Source organism: Kosmotoga olearia TBF 19.5.1 (assembly GCF_000023325.1).
Lineage (GTDB): Bacteria > Thermotogota > Thermotogae > Petrotogales > Kosmotogaceae > Kosmotoga > Kosmotoga olearia.
Genome location: NC_012785.1, coordinates 667,717 through 692,953, shown reverse-complemented (window position 1 = coordinate 692,953; position 25,237 = coordinate 667,717). Strand labels below are relative to the sequence as shown.

General features: G+C 41.3%; 24 protein-coding genes and 1 pseudogene. 10 read left to right on the top strand and 15 right to left on the bottom strand.

Annotated features, from left to right (window positions below; all coding sequences use genetic code 11):
- Positions 1-4: 4 nt before the first annotated feature.
- From KOLE_RS03295 to glpX, 4 genes are all read right to left on the bottom strand, one after another.
- Complete coding sequence (locus tag KOLE_RS03295; protein WP_012745148.1) at positions 5-994, bottom strand: alpha/beta hydrolase; 990 nt, start codon at positions 992-994, stop codon at positions 5-7.
- A gap of 21 nt (positions 995-1,015) precedes the next feature.
- Positions 1,016-1,528, bottom strand: a complete 513-nt coding sequence (locus tag KOLE_RS03290) for a PIN domain-containing protein (protein WP_012745147.1) — start codon at positions 1,526-1,528, stop codon at positions 1,016-1,018.
- Positions 1,506-2,561: a helix-turn-helix domain-containing protein gene (locus tag KOLE_RS03285; RefSeq protein WP_012745146.1), complete on the bottom strand. Its 1,056-nt coding sequence runs from the start codon at positions 2,559-2,561 to the stop codon at positions 1,506-1,508. The genes KOLE_RS03290 and KOLE_RS03285 overlap by 23 nt, the downstream gene beginning before the upstream one ends.
- Before the next feature lie 134 nt (positions 2,562-2,695).
- Positions 2,696-3,703 carry a class II fructose-bisphosphatase gene (gene glpX, locus KOLE_RS03280; protein ID WP_012745145.1) on the bottom strand — a complete coding sequence of 336 codons (1,008 nt, stop codon included), beginning with the start codon at positions 3,701-3,703 and terminating at the stop codon, positions 2,696-2,698.
- A 441-nt stretch (positions 3,704-4,144) separates the two neighbouring features.
- Here glpX and iadA point away from each other — a divergent pair, with 441 nt between their 5' ends.
- The gene (iadA, locus tag KOLE_RS03275) at positions 4,145-5,284 is read left to right on the top strand and encodes a beta-aspartyl-peptidase (RefSeq protein ID WP_012745144.1); all 1,140 of its coding nucleotides are present in this window, start codon (positions 4,145-4,147) and stop codon (positions 5,282-5,284) included.
- A gap of 91 nt (positions 5,285-5,375) precedes the next feature.
- Here the strand turns inward: iadA and KOLE_RS03270 are convergent, their stop codons facing one another.
- From KOLE_RS03270 to KOLE_RS03260, 3 genes are all read right to left on the bottom strand, one after another.
- The gene (locus tag KOLE_RS03270; RefSeq protein WP_012745143.1) at positions 5,376-5,696 is read right to left on the bottom strand and encodes an MGMT family protein; all 321 of its coding nucleotides are present in this window, start codon (positions 5,694-5,696) and stop codon (positions 5,376-5,378) included.
- 16 nt (positions 5,697-5,712) lie between these two features.
- Positions 5,713-6,900: an MFS transporter gene (locus KOLE_RS03265; protein WP_012745142.1), complete on the bottom strand. Its 1,188-nt coding sequence runs from the start codon at positions 6,898-6,900 to the stop codon at positions 5,713-5,715.
- Positions 6,901-7,012: 112 nt separating this feature from the next.
- Positions 7,013-7,222: a hypothetical protein gene (locus KOLE_RS03260; protein WP_012745141.1), complete on the bottom strand. Its 210-nt coding sequence runs from the start codon at positions 7,220-7,222 to the stop codon at positions 7,013-7,015.
- Between the two features lie 159 nt (positions 7,223-7,381).
- Between KOLE_RS03260 and KOLE_RS03255 the strand changes: the two genes are divergently transcribed.
- From KOLE_RS03255 to KOLE_RS03235, 5 genes are all read left to right on the top strand, one after another.
- Positions 7,382-7,861, top strand: a complete 480-nt coding sequence (locus tag KOLE_RS03255; protein ID WP_012745140.1) for a flavodoxin domain-containing protein — start codon at positions 7,382-7,384, stop codon at positions 7,859-7,861.
- 4 nt (positions 7,862-7,865) lie between these two features.
- Complete coding sequence (locus tag KOLE_RS03250) at positions 7,866-8,462, top strand: TetR/AcrR family transcriptional regulator (protein WP_012745139.1); 597 nt, start codon at positions 7,866-7,868, stop codon at positions 8,460-8,462.
- A 2-nt stretch (positions 8,463-8,464) separates the two neighbouring features.
- Entirely contained in the window at positions 8,465-8,866 is a 402-nt protein-coding gene (locus KOLE_RS03245; protein WP_012745138.1) for an FMN-binding protein, read from the top strand.
- 290 nt (positions 8,867-9,156) lie between these two features.
- Positions 9,157-10,059 carry a ribosome small subunit-dependent GTPase A gene (gene rsgA, locus KOLE_RS03240; protein ID WP_012745137.1) on the top strand — a complete coding sequence of 301 codons (903 nt, stop codon included), beginning with the start codon at positions 9,157-9,159 and terminating at the stop codon, positions 10,057-10,059.
- A gap of 211 nt (positions 10,060-10,270) precedes the next feature.
- A complete protein-coding gene (locus KOLE_RS03235) occupies positions 10,271-10,732 on the top strand; it encodes a hypothetical protein (RefSeq protein ID WP_012745136.1) in 462 nt (153 codons plus the stop codon).
- 472 nt (positions 10,733-11,204) lie between these two features.
- On the opposite strand, the gene KOLE_RS03230 is transcribed toward KOLE_RS03235, so the two are convergent.
- From KOLE_RS03230 to KOLE_RS03220, 3 genes are all read right to left on the bottom strand, one after another.
- Positions 11,205-11,975: a nucleoside phosphorylase gene (locus KOLE_RS03230; protein ID WP_012745135.1), complete on the bottom strand. Its 771-nt coding sequence runs from the start codon at positions 11,973-11,975 to the stop codon at positions 11,205-11,207.
- A 386-nt stretch (positions 11,976-12,361) separates the two neighbouring features.
- Entirely contained in the window at positions 12,362-13,222 is an 861-nt protein-coding gene (locus KOLE_RS03225; RefSeq protein WP_012745134.1) for a hypothetical protein, read from the bottom strand.
- Positions 13,197-13,778 carry a DUF6036 family nucleotidyltransferase gene (locus KOLE_RS03220; protein ID WP_012745133.1) on the bottom strand — a complete coding sequence of 194 codons (582 nt, stop codon included), beginning with the start codon at positions 13,776-13,778 and terminating at the stop codon, positions 13,197-13,199. Before KOLE_RS03220 ends, KOLE_RS03225 begins: the two co-directional genes overlap by 26 nt.
- 172 nt (positions 13,779-13,950) lie before the next feature.
- On the opposite strand from KOLE_RS03220, the gene KOLE_RS03215 reads away from it, so the two are divergent.
- The 4 genes from KOLE_RS03215 (at position 13,951) to KOLE_RS03200 (ending at position 16,300) form a co-directional block, all read left to right on the top strand.
- Complete coding sequence (locus tag KOLE_RS03215; RefSeq protein WP_012745132.1) at positions 13,951-14,601, top strand: class I SAM-dependent methyltransferase; 651 nt, start codon at positions 13,951-13,953, stop codon at positions 14,599-14,601.
- A gap of 107 nt (positions 14,602-14,708) precedes the next feature.
- Positions 14,709-15,032: a cupin domain-containing protein gene (locus KOLE_RS03210; RefSeq protein ID WP_012745131.1), complete on the top strand. Its 324-nt coding sequence runs from the start codon at positions 14,709-14,711 to the stop codon at positions 15,030-15,032.
- Between the two features lie 30 nt (positions 15,033-15,062).
- Positions 15,063-15,458, top strand: coding sequence for an HIT family protein (locus KOLE_RS03205; protein ID WP_012745130.1), 396 nt, complete (start codon positions 15,063-15,065; stop codon positions 15,456-15,458).
- Positions 15,459-15,667: 209 nt separating this feature from the next.
- The gene (locus KOLE_RS03200; protein WP_012745129.1) at positions 15,668-16,300 is read left to right on the top strand and encodes a hypothetical protein; all 633 of its coding nucleotides are present in this window, start codon (positions 15,668-15,670) and stop codon (positions 16,298-16,300) included.
- Between the two features lie 121 nt (positions 16,301-16,421).
- Here KOLE_RS03200 and KOLE_RS03195 read toward each other — a convergent pair whose 3' ends face one another.
- From KOLE_RS03195 to KOLE_RS03170, 5 genes and pseudogenes are all read right to left on the bottom strand, one after another.
- Entirely contained in the window at positions 16,422-18,878 is a 2,457-nt protein-coding gene (locus KOLE_RS03195) for an acyl-CoA dehydratase activase-related protein (protein ID WP_012745128.1), read from the bottom strand.
- Positions 18,875-19,995 (bottom strand): IS3-like element ISKol7 family transposase gene (locus KOLE_RS03190; protein ID WP_148207975.1). Its coding sequence is split into 2 segments (ribosomal slippage): positions 18,875-19,743 and positions 19,743-19,995, totalling 1,122 coding nucleotides; the frame shifts between segments, so codons are not numbered across the junction. The genes KOLE_RS03195 and KOLE_RS03190 overlap by 4 nt, the downstream gene beginning before the upstream one ends.
- Before the next feature lie 74 nt (positions 19,996-20,069).
- A pseudogene (locus KOLE_RS03180) lies at positions 20,070-21,815 on the bottom strand (acyl-CoA dehydratase activase); the annotation flags it as partial.
- Positions 21,816-22,119: 304 nt separating this feature from the next.
- Entirely contained in the window at positions 22,120-23,394 is a 1,275-nt protein-coding gene (locus tag KOLE_RS03175; RefSeq protein WP_012745124.1) for an SDR family NAD(P)-dependent oxidoreductase, read from the bottom strand.
- Positions 23,395-23,945: 551 nt separating this feature from the next.
- Positions 23,946-25,229 (bottom strand): phenylacetate--CoA ligase family protein, encoded by a 1,284-nt coding sequence (locus tag KOLE_RS03170; protein ID WP_012745123.1) that lies wholly within the window; start codon positions 25,227-25,229, stop codon positions 23,946-23,948.
- Positions 25,230-25,237 lie beyond the last annotated feature (8 nt).

Here is a 25,237-nt window from a genome sequence, read left to right as displayed (position 1 = left end):
AACGCTAAACGTGTGAACGTATAAATTCAACCGTTTCTTCTATAAAACGTATTGTTTTAGGTGTTTTAAGCTCAAACTCAAAGGCATGGTCCGCTCCATTATAAATCTTCAAGACTGATGGAACGTTAAACTCCATTAGTCTTTTGAAGAGTTTGATGGACGACTTAACCGGAACAACTTTATCAGCACTGCCGTGAACGAGGAAAGTGGGGACCATCCTTTCTGAAACCCAGTTTATGGGAGAGTAGTGAATGTAGTTCTCTTTTTTCTTTGTTGGTAGCCCTTTCAGTGTGGCGGCAACGGCAAAACGAGCAAAGAGTGATTCCACGTCGTCGTCCCATAGATCCATCAAGTCTGAGGGTGCGTACCATGCTACCACACATTTAATGCCTTCCATATTTTCAACTTTTTTCCAATAGGAATTGTAGGTGGCATGAAATAGAGAGAGGTGACCGCCAGCTGAAAGTCCCATCAACGCTATTCTGGAAGAATCGATTTTGAATTCTTCTGCCTGTTTCCTGATGAAATCCAAAGCGTCCGCGTAATCTCTGAGAATATCGTCTATTTGGGAGAGATAACCAAAACGATAGTCAATGTTTACAACCGCAAAGCCTTTTGATGCCAGGTACCTGCACCACGAGATATTGTTAGCCTGTCGCCTGGAGCCACTTATCCAGCCTCCACCGTGAGCGAAAAAGACAACAGGGTAATTTTCCGACACCGTAAGCCCTTCTTTTGGATAGAAGATATCGAGTTTTAGGTTTGCATTACCTTCGCGTTTGTAAATGTGGCTTTCAGGGCCAAAGAATGACTCATCCGGAACGTCCAGGGGCAGTTTCCCCAGCAGGGCACGATATAAAGTTTTTATATTCAGAACGAGAAGGGCAAAGAAAACAACTGCCCAGTTCCATGCGAAGCCTATCATTACCAGAGAAAAAGCAACGATCACTTTAATTATCCTTTTGATTTTTGCCGTGTTGATTTGTTTTATCATATGAACCACAACTTTAATCGTTCAAAGTTCCTTCCATTTTGAAATAAGTTCCTGACATTCCTTTTCTGGTAACCTTGCTCCTTTGAATTTCATTTTGAAAATTGCTTTAATAGCGTGATTGGAGTCTATTATTTTCAAATTGACAAGTTGATCCAATATCCATAACACACCATGAACACCGATTTTATTTCTTTTGAGACAGAGTGATTTTAATCTTTTATCTCCTGTTAAAAGAATGCCATCTATTTTCTCGGCCAGTATAAGTGCAGATATATCTGGTATCGATAATCTATTGTGATTTTGCCTGATTTCAAATATCTCAGCTATTTCAATCCCAGAGAGATTTATCACTTCTATTCCAAAAGAATCTACGGCTATTGTTGAAGGATTCAATTCTTCGAAAACGAAGTCTGTTGTTATGACTCGCCATTCGGTTCTTAGCAAGGCACCGACTAAATTTGCATTTTTTAGATCTATTAATATATTGGCATCTGTTATAACTACTGTTGCTTCAGCAGAGTTCTTTTGTTTCATTGAACAGCTCCTTTTGTAGCTGTTGCAGCGATACTCCAAGTAACTCAGCTGCTTTCATTTGGGATATCAGTTCCTCACTTAATGCTTTTAAAACGAGTTGTTCAAAGCGCGACGAAGTTTCCATTATCTCAGTATCTCCGGGTTCGTCCTTGCTTATGCCCATAGTTCTAAATTGAATAAAGATCTGCTTATAAGTGTTTTGACTAATAACATTCAAGTCTCTTGCGCGTTTTACAATTGATTGCATGCTGATTCCATATTTTTGTTTTAATATTCTCAATTCTTCTATACCAATTCGTTTTCTTTTTGGGCCGATTTCCGAAATAAAAGTATCTTTAGGAATCAGAAATGCCCCGGCAAATCTGTGAGCTACTTTTTCTTCGTCCAGGTTTTCATTAATCTTCAATAATAAGTGTCCTAGTTCATGTGCAAGGTTGAAACGTTGTCTTTCTTTCGAGATGTTGCTTTTTATTACTATCACGGGAATATCTTTGTTTACCCAGAAGGTACAGGCGTCAAATCTGTCAACGGTGTCGAGTATAAGTATTTTTATATTTTTGTCCTCTAACGTTAAAGTTATGTTGTCAATGGGATCCATACCAAGTTCCCAGTTATTTCTCAGGTCAAGTGCTATTTTTTCAATATCTGAGTATTCATTAACCACGAGGTCTATTTTCGGTATTTTGAAAACACAAGGGGATCCATATACAATGGTTTCAATTTCAATATATCTTTCAAGCCATTCTTTAATAGATTCTTTGATTGCATTCAGTATTTTTTTACCCAATTTGGAATGTTTTCTATAAGATACTTGTGAGAGTGACTCTATTGGAAATAGGTCTGGTCTGAAAAAATACTCAACCTTGACATTGAGGGCTTTTGATAATCTTATGAGCACTTTTGAACTTGGTACATCTTCATCTCTTTCATATTTCGAAATGGCCATTGCAGAAACACCGACTTTTTCTGATAGTTTTCTTAGACTCATATTATTTCTTATCCGAGCTTGTTTGATTCTGCTTCCGATACTCATGTTTTCCTCCACCTCCTTGGTTTACATTATACCATGTAGCATTTAATTTTGTAAACCACCGGAGAAGATTACAACAGCTGTTAAAGTGTATTTGACGGCATTTTGTATCTCCATATAGATAGTAAATATCTGTTTTAGAACCAATTGGCGCCGTTTATGAGTTTCTTTTCACCCTCTGTTTTTGTCGTGATGGTTTTGAATTCAAGGTCGTGGTAAGCAATGATTCTTCTGATTGTTCTGGTGCTGGATCTCATCACTATTGAATCTGTGACAGCCTGGTTCTGGTGAAAGCGAACCCCTTTCAAGAATGAGCCATCGGTAACGCCGGTTGCGGAAAAGATAACCTCGGAACCGTTTATCAGGTCTCTGGTTCTGTATGTTTTGTTGATATCAAAACCTGCCTTCTCGACTTTTTTGATTTCTTCATCATTTCTTGCCCAGCATTTGACCTGGATTTCTCCCCCAAGACACTGTAGTGCCGCTGCTGCTAAAACACCTTCGGGGGAACCACCGACGCCCATGTAAATATCTATTCCACTTTCAGGAAGCGCTGTGGAAATTGCTCCTGCTATATCGCCATCATCAATCAGTTTAATTCTCGCACCGACACTCCTAATAGCTTCGATGAGTTCAGCGTTTCTTTCCCTATCAAGCACAGCAACCGTAAGTTCAGAAACCTTGACTCCGAGTATTGCCGCAGCGATCCTGAGGTTTTCTCTGGGAGTTGCTTCAATATCGAGATGCCCTGCAAGTTCTTTGCCAACCGCAAGTTTATCCACATAATGGGTTGGAAGAGGAGCAATTTCACCATTTTCCGTTGCCGCAATGACGCTTATTGCATTTGGTCGACCGCCTGCAACCAGCCTGGTACCGTCGATTGGATCAACCGCTATAAGAACTTCCGGGTCGTCATCACCCCATTTACCAACTTTTTCGCCAGGATAAAGCATTGGAGCGTTGTCTTTTTCGCCTTCACCAATAACAACAGTCCCCCGCATGTCGATAAGATCGAGGATACCTCTCATCGCATCAACCGCATACTGATCCACCATTTCTTTGTTGCCCCGGCCAAGGTACAAACTGGCCATCAGAGCGGCAGCCTCAGTAACCCTGACCATATCAAGTGTTATTTCAGGTATCAAATTCCCCACCCCCGTTGTAATGTATATTCACGGTTTTTCAAAGGCTAAATTATAAAAAATCAATAGTTTTTGATGAAATGATGCATATTTGGAAATGTAAATATGTGAAGCTAAATAAATTGCATGTTGTAAGGACAGGATTTTTCATACCTTTGTCTAAACAAATTACCGATTGCCTCTTAATTCATAGAATACGGACAACCATATAATCTCATATTTCATCATTTTTCAAAAATTCCTTTTAAAATTCTTCCAGCTTATTACGAACGATTAGAAGTTTTTGTAACATCTTTTGTTGCGTAAGCTTTAATTTACTGGTTTCACCCGTTCGCAAACTACTTGATAACCCTTATTTGGATTCACTTTCATACCATTCAACCGATGGACAAATGATAAACTTGAGTAAATTGGGAATTTTCAAAACTTGGGAGAGTGATGGAAATGTTGTTACTCAAGGATTTGCCAGTGTATTCTTCTCAATATATAGGAATCAAAGATATTTTGATATGTGGGACCAGAGTAGAAGCGATAGCAGACAAAATTTCAATTGACGGCATCGACAAACTTAAGACACTTTATTTTGATTCAAAGAGGCATTTTGCTGTGCCTGGTTTTGTGGATGGTCATGTTCATCTCATTGGTGGAGGTGGAGAAGGAGGGTTCAGCACCCGGACACGAGAGGGAACTCCTGAGGAATTTGCCTGCTGTGGCACTACGGCAGTTGTTGGAATGTTAGGTACTGATAGCATAACCAGAGATCACATTTCGCTTCTTGCCAAAGCGAGGGCTTTCAGAGAATGGGGACTTGGTGCATGGGTGCTCACAGGTTCATATAGATACCCAATCAAGACCATTACTGGTGACCTTGCTAAAGACATCGTACTAATACCCGAAGTCATAGGTGTGGGTGAAGTAGCGGTTTCTGATCACAGGGGAAGCAATATCTCTGGAGCGGAACTCCAGCGCTTGGCGATGGATACGAGAGTGGCCGCTATGCTTGCTGGTAAAAAAGGAATAGTCGTTTGCCATATGGGAAACGCGCCCGAAAGGATGAAACCACTGTTCAAGGCGGTCGAAAACGGTTCACTACCTCCAAAACACTTCATACCAACTCACATTTCAAGAAACGATAAACTCCTTGAAGAAGGAATCAAATGGGTCAAGGAAAATGACGGATTCATAGATCTGACAGCTGGAAAAAATACGTCAAGCATTATCATGAATTTAAGGGCAGAGCTTGGAAATCTCAATCGGATAAGTGTTTCTTCCGATGGTCTCGGAAGCCTTCCCAAATTTGACGAAGATGGCAAACTTATTGAAATCACCGCAGCACCGGTTGATGGACTTTTAAGAGTATTCAAAGAGCTGCTGCAAAAGGGTCTCAGCGTTGAAGAAGCTATCAAACCCGTGTGTTCCGTTCCAGCTACTGCGCTTGGGTTGAACCGTTTTGGTTATGGAAAGATTGAGAAAGGTTATTCGGCTTCTTTGCTTGTTTTTAACACTGAAAATCTAAACCTGGAGCTCGTGTTAGCCAACGGTAAGATAGTAGTGCAGAAAGGCACTCTTGCCGATCAAAGATGAAGATGAAAGTGGATAACTTGAGCGATAGTGTATCTATAGGGAAAACTTAAACTCGAAAAGAAAGATACTTCAGGATTCAGCCTAGAGGATGTCAGTCACTGGATTCAGTTCCATTCCAGCCAAATTCGCTGAAATTGGTTTTGCCCTTTTCATTGAATTCAACTCCTTCAGCTTCAAGCATCTGCCTCTGGATAATTCTCCATTCAGAGTCTCTGAGGCTGATTTCACCCTTGCTGTTGATAACCCTATGCCAGGGGACATCGTCTCTTTTCAAAGAAGCCAATGCAAAGCCGACCATTCTCGGCGTGCAGCCAACTATATTCGCTATCTGGCCGTAAGAAGCCACCTTGCCAAATGGTATTTTTCTCACAATTGCGTAAGTGCTTTCATGAAGCCTTTTTTGAGGTCGCATAATTTTCACCTTTCTCTCATAGAAGATGCATTTTTCTGAACTTTTTTACTGAAAGAAAAGTTAGTGCGATACCAAACAGCCCCATGGCAACAAAAACTGGTGAGTATCCGAAGTTATCCATAGAATACCCCAATATCGGGAAGAAAACCGCCATTGATACGTTGAAACCCATGTTTAAAAAGGAATTTGCAGTCGCACGGTATTGAGAATCCAGCTCCCTGTTAATATAATAACCCATCAACGGATCAAGAAAATTTTCAGCATTACTGATCAATAAGAACAGCATAACAGTGATACCCAAAGGGGCTATCCCGTAGAAAATTGTTGGAATCCCCAGAGTCAATCCCGTTAGCAAAAAGAAATTACGGCGGCCAAGCGCCTCTTCCATTCTCCACGCAGTTTTTGCTATAATCACCCCGAACAATGCAGAAACGGTAAATAGTACACTCACCCAGAAAGGGCTCAACCCCTTGCTTCCCAGGAAAGTCTGAGAATACATTCTTAAAGAAGCTCCCACCAGGGAAATCCCCACCCAAAACACAAAAATCCATCTCAGAAACAGGGTCCCAAATATTTGACGGGCTCCGTTTTTTATCAGCGTGAGGTATCCATCAAAGTTCCTCTCGCTTTTTTCATAAGGTGGTTCTTTCAAAAAAAGTATCAACCCAAAAAACAAACTTCTGGAAATTATTGCCCCAATATAGACAGCTGTCCAGTTGATTCTCGAAAGCAAACCGCCAGTCATATTTGAAAAAAGTTCTCCAAGTACCAGTAGGGCAAGAAAACTCCCGGCAGCCTTTTTGTAATTAGTTTCTATTCCCAAAACTTTGTAAGTATCGTAAATCAGAGCCGTATCTGATCCGGAGATAAACGTCATTGAAAAGCCAAATAGAAAAAAAGCAAGTGCGAAGTTCAAAAAAGAGTGTGCGAAAAGCATAAGTATGTAAGTCAATATAATCAATCCGGAGCCAATCATCATGGAGCGCTTCCTGCCGATCAAATCCCCGATAGCCCCTGTAGGAATTTCAAAGGTCAATCCGCTTACATGAAGAATGGCTTCACAGACTCCAATCTCGAGCAAGCTGAGACCTCTGTACTGCATGTATAAAAGCCAGAGAACATTATCCACTCTGATCTGTGAGAGGAAATGGTATATATAAAACAGCGGGATGTTTTTCTTCAAATTTTGCTTAGAACTTTGCATATTTAACCTTCGCTATCTGCATAAAGATAATATTTTCCTTTCGGTTCCTTTGACTTTGCGTTAGACAATCAACTACCGAGAAGTTCAACGGTTCCACCTATTTTAACAGGTTTTAAATTGGAGGAAAACAATTGAAAAAGTTATCCCATCGAAAGAATATGAAGTGAAGATTTTTGCCGTCGTTATTGTCAACGTGAAATTCATCAAACATGCTTACCAGCATAGAATCTGTAACTGCTTTGATTTTTTCTTCGAGGGATTTTTCTTTGTCTTTGATTAACCCTATAAGCAGAAAAGTAGGTTCAAAATGTATCCAGTTCATTTCAGTTCCTCCATTTTGTAAATAATTAATATCATTAGAATTTCTTATATTATATCAAAACCTTCTTTGAGATTACACGCTTGACATTCATTACCAATTTTAGTAAACTATGTTCAAATACTGAACAATGTTCAATTAACAGCCATGAGGAGGCTTTTTATGAAAATCTTAATACTTTACAGTAGCAAGACCGGTACCACTGAGAAGTGCGCCAGGCTTCTTTCGAAATATTTAAAATCAGAAAATTCTGTGGTTGATCTTGCAAAAGCGGGCGAAGTGAATCCAAACGAATTCGATGGCATAATTCTTGGAAGTTGCATACGCGTGGGTAGAATACCGGGAAATGTGAAAAAATTCGTCGAGAAGAATTTGGAATTATTGAAAAAGAAAAGACTGGGTGTGTTTCTCTGCATGGGAGAAACTCAGGATAGGTTTGAAGAGTACCTTTCGAATAATTTCAGTAAAGACTTTCTTGATAGTTGCGTTGCAAAAGGATACTTCGGTGGAGAATTCAACTTCGATAAAATGGGATTTATTGTAAGAAAAGTTATAAAGAAGATGTCAGAAGGACGGGAGTATCCTTCCATAAAAGTGGAAAACATAAGAAAATTCGCAGAAGATTTCGAAAGGGGAAGCTGATGATATGTCGGAGAAAGAAAAACGCATAAAGAAAAGGCGAGAATATTTCATAAAAGCGGCAAGGGAAATCATCGACAAACACGGCGTAAAGGCCCTCAATGTCAGAAAAGTCGCTGAACTAGCAGGCTATGCTCCCGCTACCATATACAACTACTTTGGTAGCATGAACGGTTTACTAAACGCTGTTATTGATAGTTACGCGGCTGAAATAATGGAATGGCTGCAGGAGAAACTTTCGTTGGATTTACCGGCAGCTAGAAAGATCAAAGCCCTATATATCGAGTTCGCAAGATTCTTCCTTGAAAAGCCCGACCTGTTCAAAATCATCTTCATGAACGAGAGTCTTGAAGTGATAGATGATGCTAACTTTATCCCAAATTTCAAAGAAATACAAAAGCTCAGGATAGGGCTTTTTCAAAAACTATCCTCAGAATACGGATACAAATCTGAAACGGTAGTTAGACTTGAAGAAATTATCACTTCGGTGCTTTTTGGGATGTTATACACGCATTATTACGGTATTTCAAATGACACAAAAGAAAAACTGCTCGCGAAGCTAAAAATGAATATTGAGCACCTGATACCAGAAGCGAGGGCGTGAACATGAAAAGATGCACGAAATATCTTGTTCTTGCACTGGTTGTGGTAATTTTTGTTATTGTAGTGGGAATCGGATCCAAACTGTTCCTGATATATATGGATATGAAGGAAAAGGTATCAGATATTGAATTTTCTGAACTTGAACTCTCCGAACTTGAAGATGGAGAATATTACGGAAGCTATTCGTTGGGGATTGTTAGTGCAAAGGTCTGTGTGAGCGTTAGTGACGGAAAAATAGATGACATCGAGATTGTAGAGCACATAACGGGAAGAGGCAAGAAAGCGGAGGATATTGTGGAAGCTGTTATCGATGAACAGAGCGTTATGGTTGATATAATAAGCGGTGCAACATACAGCAGCAAAACTATATTGAAGGCCATCGAGAATGCTGTAAATTATCAGTAACAAGCGATACAGCTTAGTTTGGTTTTTGGAAAGATTCTGTGTATAATGAAAAAAGCAAGATATCGTTTCAGGGAGGTGATGTCGGATGATGAAGAGAATAGAAGCCAGATTTTTCAACAAGTTCATAACTTCAATCCGACACAGTGTAGTCCTCCCGGTGAGTACTGGCTAAATATTTCTTAATCTGACAAATGGAAGGCCACGCTGTGTCGAAGCTGTGGCCTTTTTTGTTTGTAAAAAACGAGCAACCACGGCTAAAACCGTGGTGCTTTTTTAGGAGGTAGAGAAAATTGAGAGGAATTGTAATAAATGTTCAGAAAGGACTGTACAAAGTAAGACCGGTAAACGATGGCGAAGACATTAACTGTACCCTTAGGGGCAGGCTTTTCAAACAAAGCCAGACAACCAAGTCGATGGTCGTGGTAGGTGACTACGTAGAATTTCAACCTGTTCTGGGAGGCAGGGGAGTGATAACCGCAATAGAAGAACGGAAAAGTAAATTGGTCAGAAAGGGGGCCGGTAAAAAAGGTTCTCACCTGGAGCAGGTTGTGGCTGCAAATGTCGATCAGGCAATACTTGTATTTGCGGTTAAAAATCCGAAATACAGAAAAAATCTTATAGAGAGGTACATCGTATCGGCAAAGTACGGCGGAATAGAACCAGTCATTTGCTTCAACAAAATAGATCTAATAAATCTATCGGAAGTGCAGGAAGATATCAAAGAATGCAGAAAGCTTGGTTATACGGTACTGCTCACCAGTACCATAACGGGAGAAGGGATAAAGAAGCTAAAATCTCTCTTGAAAGATAAAATTTCTGTCTTTGCTGGAAGCTCCGGAGTCGGGAAATCCTCGTTGGTGAACGCCATCTTTAATGAAAAAAAGACAAAGACGAATGAAGTGAGCACCAGTCATTACAAGGGCAAGCACACCACAACATCGTCACAGGTTTATGAGCTTCCTTTCGGGGGGCGGATAATAGACGTTCCCGGAATGAGGGAGTTTGGAGTGATTGATAACGGAACGGGAATCAGAGACGCTTTTCCGGATATCATAGAACTTGCTAAACACTGCAAGTTTAGAGACTGCAACCATATAAATGAGCCCGGGTGTGCCGTGAAAGAAGCGATTGAGTCGGGCCTCCTGGAAGAGCGAAGATACAGGAATTATCTTAAGTTAAAGAAATCAGGCTGAAGAATCTGATTAATATCAATGCCTACCTATCCTGTATTTAGTGATGCTTCCTTACCTCTGTTATAATAACCTGTAACTATCTTGAGGTAGGCATACGAAAGCATCGTCTATTTCCAGAAGAACAACACGGTGAAATTGACGGTGGGATTTACCGGTAAGGGAAAAATAAGACCTTTGTTGGGTTATTAGAGAATAGACAGGAGGAACGTGAATGATTAGAAGCTGGATATTGGGAATATTTCTGATAGTTGTTGGTGCGCTTTTTTTGTTTGTCCCGCAATTTGGTTCGAGTTTCTGGCTTGTCTTCGTCTGGTTGCCCGGAATACTGATGGAGGAAAAAGGCTTGCGGAAACATATACCGGGATTGCTTGTTCCCGCAGGGGTATTGCTTACTGTCTCAGCTGTCTTAACTGTGGAAACATTGTTCCCGGGATTCATAGAAGCTGGAGGCTGGGCTTTCTTTGTCTTTGCACCGGCATTTGGATTGCTTCAGATGTATCTGGCAGGTGGGAGAAGGATTAAAGGACTTCTCGTTCCAATAGGGGTTCTTAGTGCGCTTACGTTGATATTTTTATTAAGAGGTTTCACTAAACCAGGTGCAGGGATAGGCATCGGAGTAGCTTTGATACTTTTTGGTGTTTATACACTCTTTAAAGAAAAGGTAAGAAGGTAAGGAAAAAAGCAACCTCATATTCGATAATTTACCGCGTAAGGTATAGCAGTATTATGCGGATCAATATCGATTTAAACATTTTGTAGGGGTAGAACATGTTCTAAAACAGTATTTCCTGTCGTAGGGGCACAGCATGCTGTGCCCTATTATTATGATCATTTATAGATTTCTGTACCGTAGGGGCACAACATGTTGTGCCCTATTATTTCCAGAACGAGTAAAAATTCTCCGCCATCATGAGTCATGCTTCATCGAGCTGCGGCTTCTATTTCTTCATCTGTTGGGTTCGGTTTTAGAAAATTGTCTATACGATAATCTCATATATTAGTATGCTATATACTAAACATTAGTATATGACATACTAAGTCTAAATCAAGATCAACGCCACAGCATAAGTTTGTGCTTTTGTTGTTGAATTAATAGAGAGAAAAACGAAAGTCTGATTTCTCGTGCAATGGAAACCCGTTTGTTTTCAAAGCCTGATCAAGCATTCCGCTGCAAGCCAGAATATTTTCTCTTTATGGGAAGAAGCCTCGGGAGGGATTCTCGGATCCCATTCAGTACCGCTGACATCGTCGCTGGATGAGAGTATCTGGCCAAACTCTACCCCCCTGAATTCTGAAACTGCCATCAAGGCTGATGCTTCCATTTCGACTGTTACACAACCTTCAGCTAACCTCTTCTTCACACGATTTTGGGTTTCTCTGTAAAAAGCATCGGTTGTCCATGTCTTGCCTTTAACATAAGGCACACCCAAGTCTTTTAAAGTTTCCTCGATAATCTTTATCACTTTTTCATTTGCCTTGATTTCCCTGGAAGGTGGCAGATAATGATAAGACGTGCCTTCATCTCTCACCGCAGAATCTACTATTACAATACTACCTCTCTTCAACTTTGGGTTTACAACCCCTGCGGAACCACAGGCTATGGTCTTTTTCGCTCCCAGAGCTATCAATTCTTCATAAAAACCAGCCGCGCAGGGTGCACCTAGCCCGGGGTTAAATACCGCTATTTGCTGTTCCTTATATTCCAGCAGGTAAATCGGAAACTCTCCAACCTCGCTTCTTCTTATATTCAGGAGGCGAAGTTTACCAGCATCACGCAAGAAATCGATTACTTCCTGATAGAATACCAGTATGACTTTTTCAGGCATTTGGGGAAGAGGTTTTATTATTTTACCCGGCTCGATTACCGCGGGAGTAGTACCATCAAATTCGAGTATTGGGGGAATGTTGTCTTTCATGATTCACCTCCAGCATGTTTTGTGGATTATATTGTAGCATCAGAGTTGGAGCTTTAAAGCACATACATAATAATTAGGGTTTCCAGTTATTGTTTACTGTCAATCTTTAGAACTTTCATCTTTTCTTTAAAAGCTCTCTTGAAAGGTTTCTGATGCTTGAATTATCACAGCAAACCTAACATGAAAATTTTGGAATCATTATAACCCCTTTGCCATTTAAAATCGTTGAGGTTGTTTCGGTTGCATCATCTGGAAACGGTTGCTTTGAAAGATCGCACAATTACAGGTATTGAACCTACCGCAACCTTTTGAAAATTCCGTTTTATTTTACGTAGGGCACAGCATGCTGTGCCTTTATAATTGTTTCCCGCATGCATAGAATTTTCCTATCTTCCAGTTGCTTTCTTCGTAAGGCAGATCCAGTAATCAACAACACTCGAATAAAACCCTTGAGCACTTTCTTGCTTTAACGAAACGTTACACTCCATTGCTTTATTGAGCATAGAAGCAAGAGTCTTTCTGAAATCATTGAAAGTAGAAAAGATAAGGTATTCGTCGTCCAGATAATCGTCACTCAAACATCTTTCAACCATGAAGGCAGCTGAAAGAAGCACCCAGGACACTGAATTGGAAGATATAGGCTTGGGCAACACACTAACGAAATTCGGAGAAATACTAAATATTCGTTCTCTACCTACCGTTTTTTCGATGAGCAATCCTGCTCTAGCAAGTTTGTTTAGCTCTATAAAGACGGCCTTCTGGTTCAAAAACCTTTCTTTCGCGATCTGATTTGAATTGGAATTTCCTGCAGTAAGTAAGTGAAAAATAACTTCTGCTTTGGTTGAGCAACCGAAGAGAAGCCTTAATCTTGGTAACAGGTTTTCAGGTAAAAGGACGTCCAGCTCTCTTATAAACTTAGAAAACTTAGATTTGCCCGTAACTTCTATTTTCAATTTTGTTGGAACAGTGATCCCATATTCATTGGAAAGCTCCTTTGACATTCGTTTCAGACGCACCGTATTTAGATGTTCTTTATTTGCAGAAATCCATTCTTCTGAGATTTTCTGAAGCCGTTTTTCATATCTTGAGAAATACCCTGAAAAAACCACGGCAGCTTCAGGATCAGAATAGAATTTGAACCTTTCCCCCGGACCAATCCAGGCTCCTAATTTCTCCCACTGATCCCATAATATTGATATTGCAGTTTCAATCAAATGTTTTTTAAATTCTTTCGGCGACAACATCATAACCTAACCTCTTCAACAGATCTTTTAGAACCATTCTGTATCCTTCAGATACATCATGAGTCATGCTCCATCGAGCCGCGGCTTCTATTTCTTCATCTGTTGGATTCAACTTCAAGAGATCATCTATATGGTAACCACCTCTATCCACCGAAGCGTAGAGTTTGAAGTGTATCTGATCGAATCTTGAAATATAATATACTGTCAGATTATTCCCGTAATTCTTTTCTATAAGTCGATTCTCCAACCCCTCAGGTAAACCAAGATCAACCATTGAAGTTGGACCAGGATTCATCCAGTTTGGTGGAAGATCGAAATCTCTAGCAACTTTTTCGATTGCTTTTTTAAGCCAGACAGGAAAATCTGCTCTAACTATCTTGAAATGACCATTGGTTTTTTCAACAATTGCCAGAACATCTATATCCTTCGTAACCCTTTTCACCAGTCCTATAATGGAAAGGGCTGAACCACCGCAGACGATGATCTCTATTCTTTTGCCAATTCTTTTTAGTTGTGAACTCAATGCTTTCAAAATTTTTTCAATATCCAGATAGTCCATGATTCACCTCATATGTTAGTATACTATATACTAAACCTTAGTATATCATATACTAATACATCATAGGAAATGGTGCTATCAAATTCGAGTAATGTTTATTTTCGTTTTTTCTTTTGAACGGTTTGTCCCTGTATAATCGTTTTGGTAATAAACCAGATAGGGAGGTTTTTCTTTGAAGTACGAACGCAAAAAGGTTGAGAGGACGTTTGATTCTATCAGTGAGGCTTCGCCAATTGCAAAAAGGAGCGCGGAGTGTGATGATATCATTTGCAGGATCGGGAAAAAGGCTGTTGAACTTCTCGAATTAAGCAAAGATGATGTTTTGCTGGATATTGGCACGGGCAGAGGACGCTGGGCTCTATATGCTGCTCCGTTTTGCAAAGAGGTTATAGGGATAGACATAAGCTCGAATTTGCTCAAAGATGCCCGAGAGGAGGCAGAAAAGAGAAATATAACCAACGTGGCTTTTTACCGCGGTTCTTTTGAGAATCCCTATGAAGAGGTTGATTTGAAAGAGTTTGGAATAAACAAGGTTGTCAGCGTGTACGCAATGCACCATCTAACAGATGATCTAAAGAAAAAGGCAATTGAAACCATGATGAAATTCACAAAAAGGCCAACCAGAATAGTAATCGCAGACATAATGTGGTTTGAAGATCCCGGCAAATACAAAGAAATCTGGGATGAAGTATATTACGACGAAGGTGATACCGATTTTCCGGCAAATGCTTACAGTTTGAAGAAGATGTTCGAAGAACATGCGAAAAAAATGAATCTGATAAAGTTGCACCCGCTGGTTGGGATAATCGTTGCGGATCTCTGAATTAATCTGGAGTGAATCAGGTAACATATGTTACTGAATTCACAGGATTGCTACGGTACGATGGAGTTGTATGCTACTACTGTATTCCGAAAAGGAGGTCCGTAATTATGAAAAAGGTACAGATAATGAAACTGCCTTCGATTTTCAAAAAAGAGGGAATCGAAGCAAGAAAGATATATGACAAAGAATCCGCTCTGGCTAACGTAATAACAATCCAACCTGGGTTTGAGCTGCCGGCACATGTTACTCCTGTGGATGTTTTTATGCTGGTTCTTGAAGGAAAGGGAGTTTTTACGGTAGGTGATGAAAGTCTGGAACTTGAAAAATATGAACTGATTGAAGGCCCAAAGAATGTGCCTCACGGCATTAAGAACACTGGCGATGAACCTTTAATGGTACTGGTTCTTAAAGCACCGCGTCCTCAATCTTGAAAATGAGTGTAACTATAACCGGAGGGTAGTGTGAAGCATATAAAATGTCCTTTTTGTAACCCGGATAATAGTGAAATTATCTTAAAAAACGATCTCTGTTATGCGAGGTTTGACAAATACCCTGTTAGCACTGGGCACGTTCTTGTGATCCCATTCAGGCATTTCAGCAATTATTTTGAAGCAACAATGGAAGAAAAGATTGCAATGGTGAGGTTAATAGATGAAGTAAAAGAATTTCTGGACAGGAAGTTTAAGCCTGATGGATATAATATTGGTGTAAACGTTGGAAAGCCTGCTGGCCAAACTGTAATGCACGTTCATATCCATGTGATACCAAGATACAAAGGTGATATTGAAGATCCAACAGGTGGAGTTAGAGGTGTTATTTCTGCCAGAAGAATATATGATGATACTCCGAACGAATAGCGTTTGAATTGAAAGGGTAAAAGCGAATTTATATTTTGTATAGTATTCAACAAGAAGACGGGAGCTCGTGCTCCCGTTTTTGTTTGTGTGGATTCACCGATCAAAAAAACTCTAAGCGAACTCTAAGTACTGTCTAAGAATGCTTTAAGTTTCACCTCCTATCATAGAGACGAAGCTTGGTAATCCCAAAAAATTTGGAGGTGAAAGGTATGAAAAAAGGTATTCTTATCACAACGTTGGTAGCGGTTCTTATCGTAAGTGCAAGTATCTTTGCGTTTGGTGGCAGATGGAGTCAAACGGATCAGGCATCTAATGTTCCCGGAGCAGGTTACGCGTACAGGACTACACAGGATGATTTCCAGCCTCTACACCAGTACTGCGACGGAACCTGTTTAGACGGTGAAGAGATTGCTATCGAAGGAACTATCGTTGACATCACATTCGACTCAACCATGAAGATCATCGTTGAAACCGAAGATGGAAGCACTTATGAAGTTCACACCGGCCCCGTCTGGTTGTACGACGGTATCGAACTCAAGGTAGGAGCAACAGTCAGCATCGATGGAAACCTGGTAACAACTGATTCCGGAAGCTATGTCGTAGTGAACGCCATAGACGTAGATGGGAACAAAGTAGTTCTTAGAGACGAAGATGGATTCATTAACTGGGCACAGGGTAGAATGGCAGGCAACGCACCTATGGGAAGAGCAGCACAGATGAACGTACAGAGCAGAAGCTTTGGCAGAGCAAGAGGTTCTTTTGGAAAGGAAGCCCCTCGTGGTGGTTTCAGAACGAACATGGATGTCCAGAACAACTTTGGCCCTGGATACTGCTGGAGATAACTTTAAATCCGAACAGTAAAGCCATGCATCCTATTGGAAAATGGATGCAGGGCTTTTTTTAGTAGTGGCAATTTCATCTTTATGGAAACTCTCACTCGAAGAGTTTCTTAATAAAATCATTTTATGATAAATTGTAACCCTTGAACCTTTTTACCTGAACTATGAAAGCTTCGATTTTGCTCTCTATGATTGGGGGAAAAGGATTGCCGTCAGATTCTATGTAGATTATTGGAGCATTTCCGGGATCCTCGAATGTCTTTTTCAAAATCCCTTTTTTGATGATAGCTTCAGCGATTCGACTTGGCATACATCCAAAGGGACCTATTGAAACTATACCATCGTATTTTTCACCAATTTCGGAAAGAGCTGTTCCCACCGTGAGAATCGTCTCACCTGTTAATTCGGGATGAAGGTGTTCTCTTGCAGCTCCAATTGTTTTTTCTACATCCATCATGCACACTTCATAGAATCCTGTTTTTTTGAAAATTTTCTTCACCTTCATTTCTATATCCCTTTTGAAGAGAATTTCCATTCTCTTCATCAGCCTGTCAATATGGGTTGAGTTTGGCGAAGTCTGCTTTTTCAGAAACAGATAATCCGTGTAGTATATCCACTCATGCACCGGTGATATGTGGGTTATTATTCCGTTTTCAGCAAATACATCTTCCAATCTTTTTCGGGAAAACTCATCCCTTCTAGCATATATTTCACCTGTTATCAGTACCTTTGGTGTTTCGGTGTAATTCCTGCTCTTTTCTATGGATGCGATAAGATTAGCCGCTCTTTTGAGTTTTCTGAAAAAAGTATACAGGGAATCATTAGCAAAACTGTCCAGTATTTTTTCTTTTACTCTTTTCAGCAATACTTTTGCTTCATGTTTATCTTTTGCCAGGACTTTCACCGTATTTTCAATATCTGTCAGAACATCGGAAACGATGACCGCAATCCAGGCACGTAATTTGAACTGGAGTCCTAACCCCGCATAAGCGTTTTCAGAATTCAGGCTGAACAATGCGACGTTATCAACGTGGTTGTTGTCCAGCCAGAGGTCTATGAAAACCTTATACTGTCCAAAACGGCATGGTCCCATTGTTTCCGGCATGAAATAAAGAATAATTTCGTCATCACTGCTGTTTCCATTAAGGTATTTTATAAGACTACCGAGAGTGAGCTGGAGTGGCAGGCACTCTTTGGAAAGAGAATTACCTCTCCCCAGCCTGAACTCTTCGATGTCTGGTTCGGGACACACGTCGGTTTTAACGTTGTGATAACTGAACGAGGCAGCTAGGCATTTTGTGCTGAATTCCCCCATTGTTGGAAAAACCAGTCGGACCTTTTCATGGCTTATGGGAAACTTGTTGCCGTCTGGGGTTATAACTTTCAGCTCTCCATTTTCCAGCTTTGTGATGGGTCTGGAGACCTTCCTCTTTTCTTTTGACACAGGAGCTTTGAGGTAGCTTTTGGCTACGTCGATGAACGCCTCTATCCTTGTTTCTATGCCTGCATCGGCCGTGTGGCTGTCCAGTTCAAGAATCAATGAGGGTTTATCACCCATGATATCTCTAAAATACGAGATTATGAAAGAATCGGGCCCACAGCTGAAGTTAGTTATATACACACCAAATAGCTTAGGATGTTTTTTTACGTATCTCGCGGTTTTTGTTATCATTTCTCCCCAGGTCCAGTACATGTTGCTGTAGCCTTCATCGCTTTCGTATGGCAAGGCATCGAGATTTACTATCAATACCCCTCTGGATGCAAACTTTTCAGGGATTCCCATGTTGGCATGCGAGGAGAAAGCGTTGTAAGACCTTCCAAAAAGCACAATACCGAATTCGTCCTTTTCCAGATTTCTTAAGAAATTTTCTCCGGTTTTCTTTATCTTTCTTTTCAGTTCTTTGAAGTCTTTCAAGGCCTTGAAATAGGCATTTTTTCCTTCTTCTCTTTTACTTCCAAGTTTTTCAGCAATCTCCTCAAACTTTTCAGTTTCGCTTTCGTATCCATTTGAAAAGTCGAGGTTCATTTCCAGAACATTTCGAGATTCAAGACCTGGAAACGCGGACTTGAGGTAATCCGGTTCACTCTGCACAAACGGGCAGAAAACGTTGTAATTTCTGGAGTTTTCCACTTTCACTCCCCTTATTCTTGGGAGGAATATATAATCCGGATCTCTGGTGAGAAGATCATACATGTAACCGTGTGCCATCTCCGCAGGGAAGCAGAACTCCGCGTTTTTTAGATCCCAACCTCTCTTATCTGAAACTTCCGGAATTATTATCCTGAACCCGAGATACCTGAAGAAACGATAAAATAGAGGAAATAATGAAGTCATAGCCAGTGACCTGCTGATTCCGATGGTCTTCTCTCCGGAGTTTCCTTCCATATTGAAGATCATCTCTTCTCTCTTTTTAACGTGGTTGTACTCTTCAGTATCTGTTACTACATGTCTGACTATGTTCTCATAACGATTGCAGGCTCCGCCAAAGGGAAATCTCTTGCCGTTTATCTCGATAATCCTTATCTTGCATTTTCTATCACAGCTCTGTAATGCTCCCCGAAAAACTGGACAAAAAATCAAGCAATTTTGTGTAGACTCACGGATTCTTCGAATACCTCTTTGGGACTCTTGTAACCTAGTGCACTGTGTGGATATTCTTCATTGTAAAACGTTTCAAAAGTTTTGGTCTTTTCGATTAGCTCTTCGTAACTCGGATTGTCCAGTACCCATGCAACTTCTTCTTTGTATGTTCTGAAATATCTTTCCGTGTTGGCATTACCTTTTGGGTTGTTGTAGCTCGTGAATATCTGTTTTATCCCCAGTACAGCACATTCTTTCAGAAACTTCGTGCTTGTCGGTTGGCTGCCGTTATCGCTCACCAGTATTACTTCTTCGCCCCGCACACCTTCGGGATACCCCTCATTTAAGGCTCTGTCCAACGCTTTCAACCATTCTTCCGTCCTACACCTGAGACTTATTTCCGATCCAAGGATTTCTCTTGTGTACCAATCTATCACTGCTATGTAATATGCCCAACCAGCATCTCTTGTGAATACTTTTGTCATGTCGATCCCAAGCACCTCTCTGGGCCTGGTTGGCTTTATCTTTTTTTGAATGGTTCTACAAGCTTTTTTGTGCTCAACTTTGAACAGCAATCCATTCTCTTTCATTATCCGGTATACTCTCTTTCGGTTGAGCTTGTTGCCCTTTTTCCTCAACATCGCCCAGATTCGACGATATCCCCAGTAAGGGTGTTCTCGTTTGAGTTCTTCTATTTCTTTGAGTATTTCTTCATCATTCGTTCTTCGACTGTATTCCCTGGGCTTGTAGTAATACGTGCTCCGGCTGATTTTCAAATACCTCAGAGCTTCTGAAACGCTAAATCCCTCATTAAGGAGCAATGTCACTATTTCCCGTTGCCTGGATGCACTACTGTTTTTTTTAAGGTCTCAATGACGATGGTCTGTTTTCCAATTACCTTCTGGAGTTCTTCGATTTTTTCTTCGAGCTGCTTTACCCTGGATTTCTTTCCGTTTTCCAAGCCTTCTTTGGCACCTTCGAGAAACCTGTCGCGCCATTTGTAATACTGAGCTTGTGAAATCCCATGTTCTCTGCAGATTTGAGAAACGCTCTTTTCTCGACGAAGCCCTTCCAGAATTATTGCCATCTTTTCTTCTGTCGAGAGTTTCTTTGCCATTAACTGCACCCCCTTGCCTTTATTTTATCTCTCTACTTTTTACCTGTCCAATTCTTCAGGGGAGCAGTATAGCTCTTTTTCCCTCCCGGACAGATAAAGGTTCCTTTGTATTGCACCTCTCTATTTGCAAGTTCGCGGAGGTCAAAATTCGATGGTTTCAGAAATCCCTGCTTTATGTTTTCTTTCACTATCAATGCGACGCCGTATGCCCCCATCAGTCCGGGATGGGGTGGTATCACAATTCTTTTGCCAGTCAATGCAGCCATTGCAGCAGGTACTGCACGGTTGTAGCACACTCCCCCTTGCATGATGATCTTCTTTCCCACCGGTCTGTTACCTTTCACCCTGTTCAGGTAGTTCATACAGATGGAATAGACCAATCCGGCGCATATGTCTTCCCTGGATAAACCTTCGTGAATGGCGGTTTTAACATCACTACTTATGAAAGCTGCGCATTGATCGCTGAAGTTGGGAGGGTTTTCACTTTCAAGTGCCAGATCTCCTATATCCAGGTAATGTACCTCCAGCGATTCTTTGGTGGCCTCTTCCAGAAATGATCCCGTTCCGGCGGAGCAGGCTTTGTTCATGCTGTAATCTGTCGGGACACGATTCACAAGATAAGTATATTTGGCGTCCTGACCTCCAATTTCGAATATCGTGTCCACCTCAGAATCAAAGTAAGCCGCAGCTCTGGCATGAGCTGTTATTTCGTTATACACCGCGTTAGTTTGTGAATACAAACCCACTACCTTACGCCCAGAACCGGTGATGCCTACACCGATGATTCTGAGATTGATTCCCTTCAGTTGCTTTATCAGTTCGTTGTAGCAATTTTTTACCGCCCTTATTGGGTCTCCCAAGGTTCTTAAATATGAACCGGTGAGTATTGCGTTGTCTCTCAATCTGACCAGAACAGCTTTGGTGGTTGTTGAACCTACATCTACACCGAGGATGCAATCATTGCCATTTTGCGCTTTTTCAAAGTTCATTTTTTTGAATTCCACCATGTTGAGGAACTTCTTCAAAGGTGCATGCCTGGAAAAGCTTGACGGGCTTTCCACGAATATCGTGCCTTGAGCTTTGAAAGCAAATGCGCTGTTTCTCTTTCCCCACACGTGCGCACCAAAGGCTTCGAAAAAGAGAGCTTCATCCGGGATTACCAAATCGATTCGCTTTAGGAGATGCTTAACCATTACTTTGTTTCTTGCAGTTCCCCCAACAAGCATGATTTTCTTCACACCACTTTTATGAACAAGTTCCATTATTTTTTCTGCCATGACCTTTCCAAGACCGTTCAAAATCAGTTCTTTGGGCACGCATTTGTTGAGAGCATGTGTGCAATCACTTTTGCAAAAAACAGTGCATCTGGATGAAAGTTCGTAGCATTCATCAATCTCGATGGAATTGGCAAAATCCAGGGATACATCCATTCTCTTCAACTGTTGCAAAAAGAATTCACCCGTACCAGACGCACACTTACTGCCAGTATATATTCCGATTATCGAACCCTTTTCGTTGAGCTTGTAGAGTATGAAGTTCTCTCCACCGGCGCTAACAATACCCTCCACAGCGCCGTATTTATCCCGGAGTGTGTTGTACGCAATTTCAGTTGCTTCAACCTCTGGTATCTGGGAAAGTTTCACCATCTTTTTTGCTTTTCTACCGGTGACAATGACATTCCCATCTATCAAGAAACGAGGTATCAGTTCCTTCAAAATCTCCATGGGATTGCCATGGTGAGAAACATTTTCTCCTTTAATTCCGTCATAATATGAGATATTGCTTGATCCTACACATACACCAATACTTTTTAAATCCATCTTTTACACCTTCAGCTGAGCTTGTTTACCTTCCAAGCTCGCAAAATCTTTCTAAACCAAGGATCTTAGAGACTCTGGCAATAGTTGTTCCATAAAAACTAATCTTTTTGTTGAGCTGCCTCGCAGTATCACAAATTTCTCTAAAAATCCAATTTGCAATGGAACTTCCCGTTGTCAGAACGATTAAATGTATGAAATCAAAAGTGGAAGAAGCCTGATCCCGAAGAACAAAGGCGAGTTTGGAAAGCATAGATGCTTTGTGAAGCGAAAAAAGTTATCCTAAAGATTAAAGATTCGTCTTTGTCTACGGTTTAACTTTTTGCTCTAATGCCGAAATTAACGATCGCACAGTATTTACCCGGTAGGTTAAAACCTCCAGAGCTTTAGCTAGAGCTTTTGGATCTTTGAAATATCCTTCTGCGTCTTTCATATTCTTCTTGAAATAATCGGCAAGCCTCTCAAGGTTACTTTTTAACCAGGGTAACTTGCCGCGAATGTTTTCGATTTTTGTGGTGTCTCCGGTTTCTGCAGCCTCGAGTTCAGCAACCAATTCTGTAACTGTTTCCAGCCAGTCTTTGATGCTCATTCCAGTTCTCTGTCGGAATGCACGGGTAACCCACATTTTCCTGAACAGATCGAGTTCGTTGGCTTCTTTATTAACCGCTTCCAGGATTTTCTTTACTTCTCTGGCAAGCTCAATCGCCGATTTCTTTCCTGCGGGTTTTTCCAAGGAGGATTCGGCTGGGACAGTGTTGTCGGTTTTTGGCTGCGATGAAAATTGTAGAAGGCCTGTTTTAGCGAGAATCTGGAAGGGATCAGCGATTTGACCATGATAATCCCGGGCATGGACAATGGCGTATGCAAAGCCTGCGGCGCAGTCTTCAGCCGGCATTAGACCATTATAGCCGGGATTGGGACTCATATTTATAAATTCCTGGTAAGACATACCGTATTTTGGTGCCAGCGCCTGGAATGCCTGATTTCCTCCGGGTGTATCCACCATCCCGGGTGCAAAAACAAAGGCTGATACACCTGATTCTTCGCTCAATTCACCTGCAAGGGATAGTCCAAGAGACTGTAACGCAGCCTTTGATGCAAAATAGGAGGCCATATACGGCATGCCTTCGCTCGATGTAATTGTTACTATAACGCCTTCCTTGCGCTCGAGCATTCCCGGCAAAAACGCTTTAATGCCTAGCACCGCGCCACGCAGATTTACGGCATAAACCTGATCCCAGGCCTCTATTGGGAGCTCCAGGATGGTACCGGGGCGGTAGATAATGGCGTTGTTCACCAGAATATCTACCTTGCCAAAGGTATTAAAAGCCTTTTTGGCTAATGCCTGAATACTTTTTTCGTCACTAACGTCGGTTTGGACAAACATGGCCGTGCCTCCTTCTGAACGTATTAAGGTTTCAACTTCAGCACCTGTATCCCTGATTTCGGCAATGATGACCTTGGCACCAAGCCATGCCAGTGCTCTTGCTAATTCTTTACCGATTCCCTGGCCTGCACCTGTAATAACTGCCACTTTTCCTGCAAGGGCAGTGCGGGATAACCCCATTTTCTCGATAAGCATCCCAATCCCCTCTGGTTTAATAATTTATGTTTTGGGTAGGAATTTTATCATAACAGATATGCATCGAGATTCGAGAATCCGAGAACCGAGAGCCGAGAAGGCTGCTTCGCAGCGGACACGAATCCTTTTGGGATTGACACGAACTCCTGCGGAGTTGTTTCGAACCACTTCGTGGTTGAAAAAATTGATACTTAAAACAATAACCGTGATCCGAGAGTCGCTATTATAGGGCTGTGCCCTTTATTTGACAGTATATAAGAGTACATTTTTGTGTCCACAAAGAACAAACCCTACAATAAAGAACATGCTTTATTACAGTATTGCAAGCCTAATTCGTCATCCTGAACTTGATTCGGAATTTACTGTTCTTGATTTCTCGGATTCTCGGTTCTCGGACTCTCGCATTTTCTCCATATCCTAGACTCGCCTTTGGTTCTATCCGCTGGAGACGCTTGTCGACTGCTTGCGGTTCGTGTTGCTTCACTAACTGACAGTGTCTGCAAACGTCCGGAGCGTAGCTTCGCACTTCACCGCGTCAGAGGTTCCAAACATCAATCCCATGACCGTAAATCAATTACCTCAGGTATCTTCCTCCCGGTGTGCGAATTCGGTGATTCAAATTTTGTTTCGACTATAAGTTCATCTTTTTCGATGGTATCCAGGATGAAAGTATCGAGCCTTTTTAAGTCCACTTTTGAACCTTCTGTGACCCGTATTTTTATGCGGTCGATTTCTTCTTTTGTGTCGATCTCTACACCGAGAAATACTCCCTCAACCACCGCTTTTGAGAAGTATCCAGGATAGAGGTTGTTCCCTGCTGCTTTGAACATGTCATCTTTTCTACCTAGTATGTAATCGATCTTTGCAGTTCTAAAGGGACAATCACAACGGTCATTTACGAATCTGGTTATATCGCCTATTCTGTATCTTATCAGTGGCATACATCGAAAGGCGAGTGTTGTTACAACAAGTTCCCCGTATCCGTCCTGATCCGGGTTGAGTATTTCAACCCAGAACAGAAGATCGTTGAAGTGGTAACCTTTTCCTTCATAGCATTCTATTGCAAACGTTCCGCCGAATTCTGTCGCACCGTAGCCGTTAACAACGTTCGCACCCCACACGGTTTTAATCCATTCCTTTGTTTTTGAAGGAATATGTTGCGCTCCCGTTTGAAACCACCGAATTTTCGGAAGTTCTTTTTTATATCTTTCAGCGAGTTTTGTTATTACGATCAGCGAAGACGGCAGTATTCCAACAATCGTTGGTCTATAATCCACGATTTTTTCGAATATAACCTCGGGTTTCTGATGGCCCACAGGGACAACAGGAACGCCAAGCATTTCAAGTGCATTCTGAAGGATCAGGCCAGGAACCCAGATTCCATAGCTGTAAGCATTGAGAAAGAGGTCATTCTTCTTCACGCCCATTTTTTTCAGGCCGTGGGCTGTGGTAAAGGCTAATAGAAGGAAATCTTCACGGGTTAATCCGATTTTCTTCGGTCTTCCAGAACTGCCGGAGGTTTCGAAATAGATGTCGGGTTTCTGGCAGATAAAATCTTCAGGGTGATTTTCCAGCTGTGCAGGATAGGTGAAAAAGTCACCGAGATCTGCAGGGGTTCTTACATTTTTGAGATTATACTTTTCAAGATGTTCACGGTAGAATTTTGAATTACGGTAAACCTCCTGTATGAGAACTTTAAAGGCCTCCTGCCTGTAGGTTTTCTTGAAGCTTCCTTTGCTGTACAAGCGGGTTCCAACCTTCCAATTCCAGGGTATTCTGTACCTAGAATGGATCCCGGACGCTCTGAGAATACGCTTTACAAGCCATCTGCTCATTTTTGATC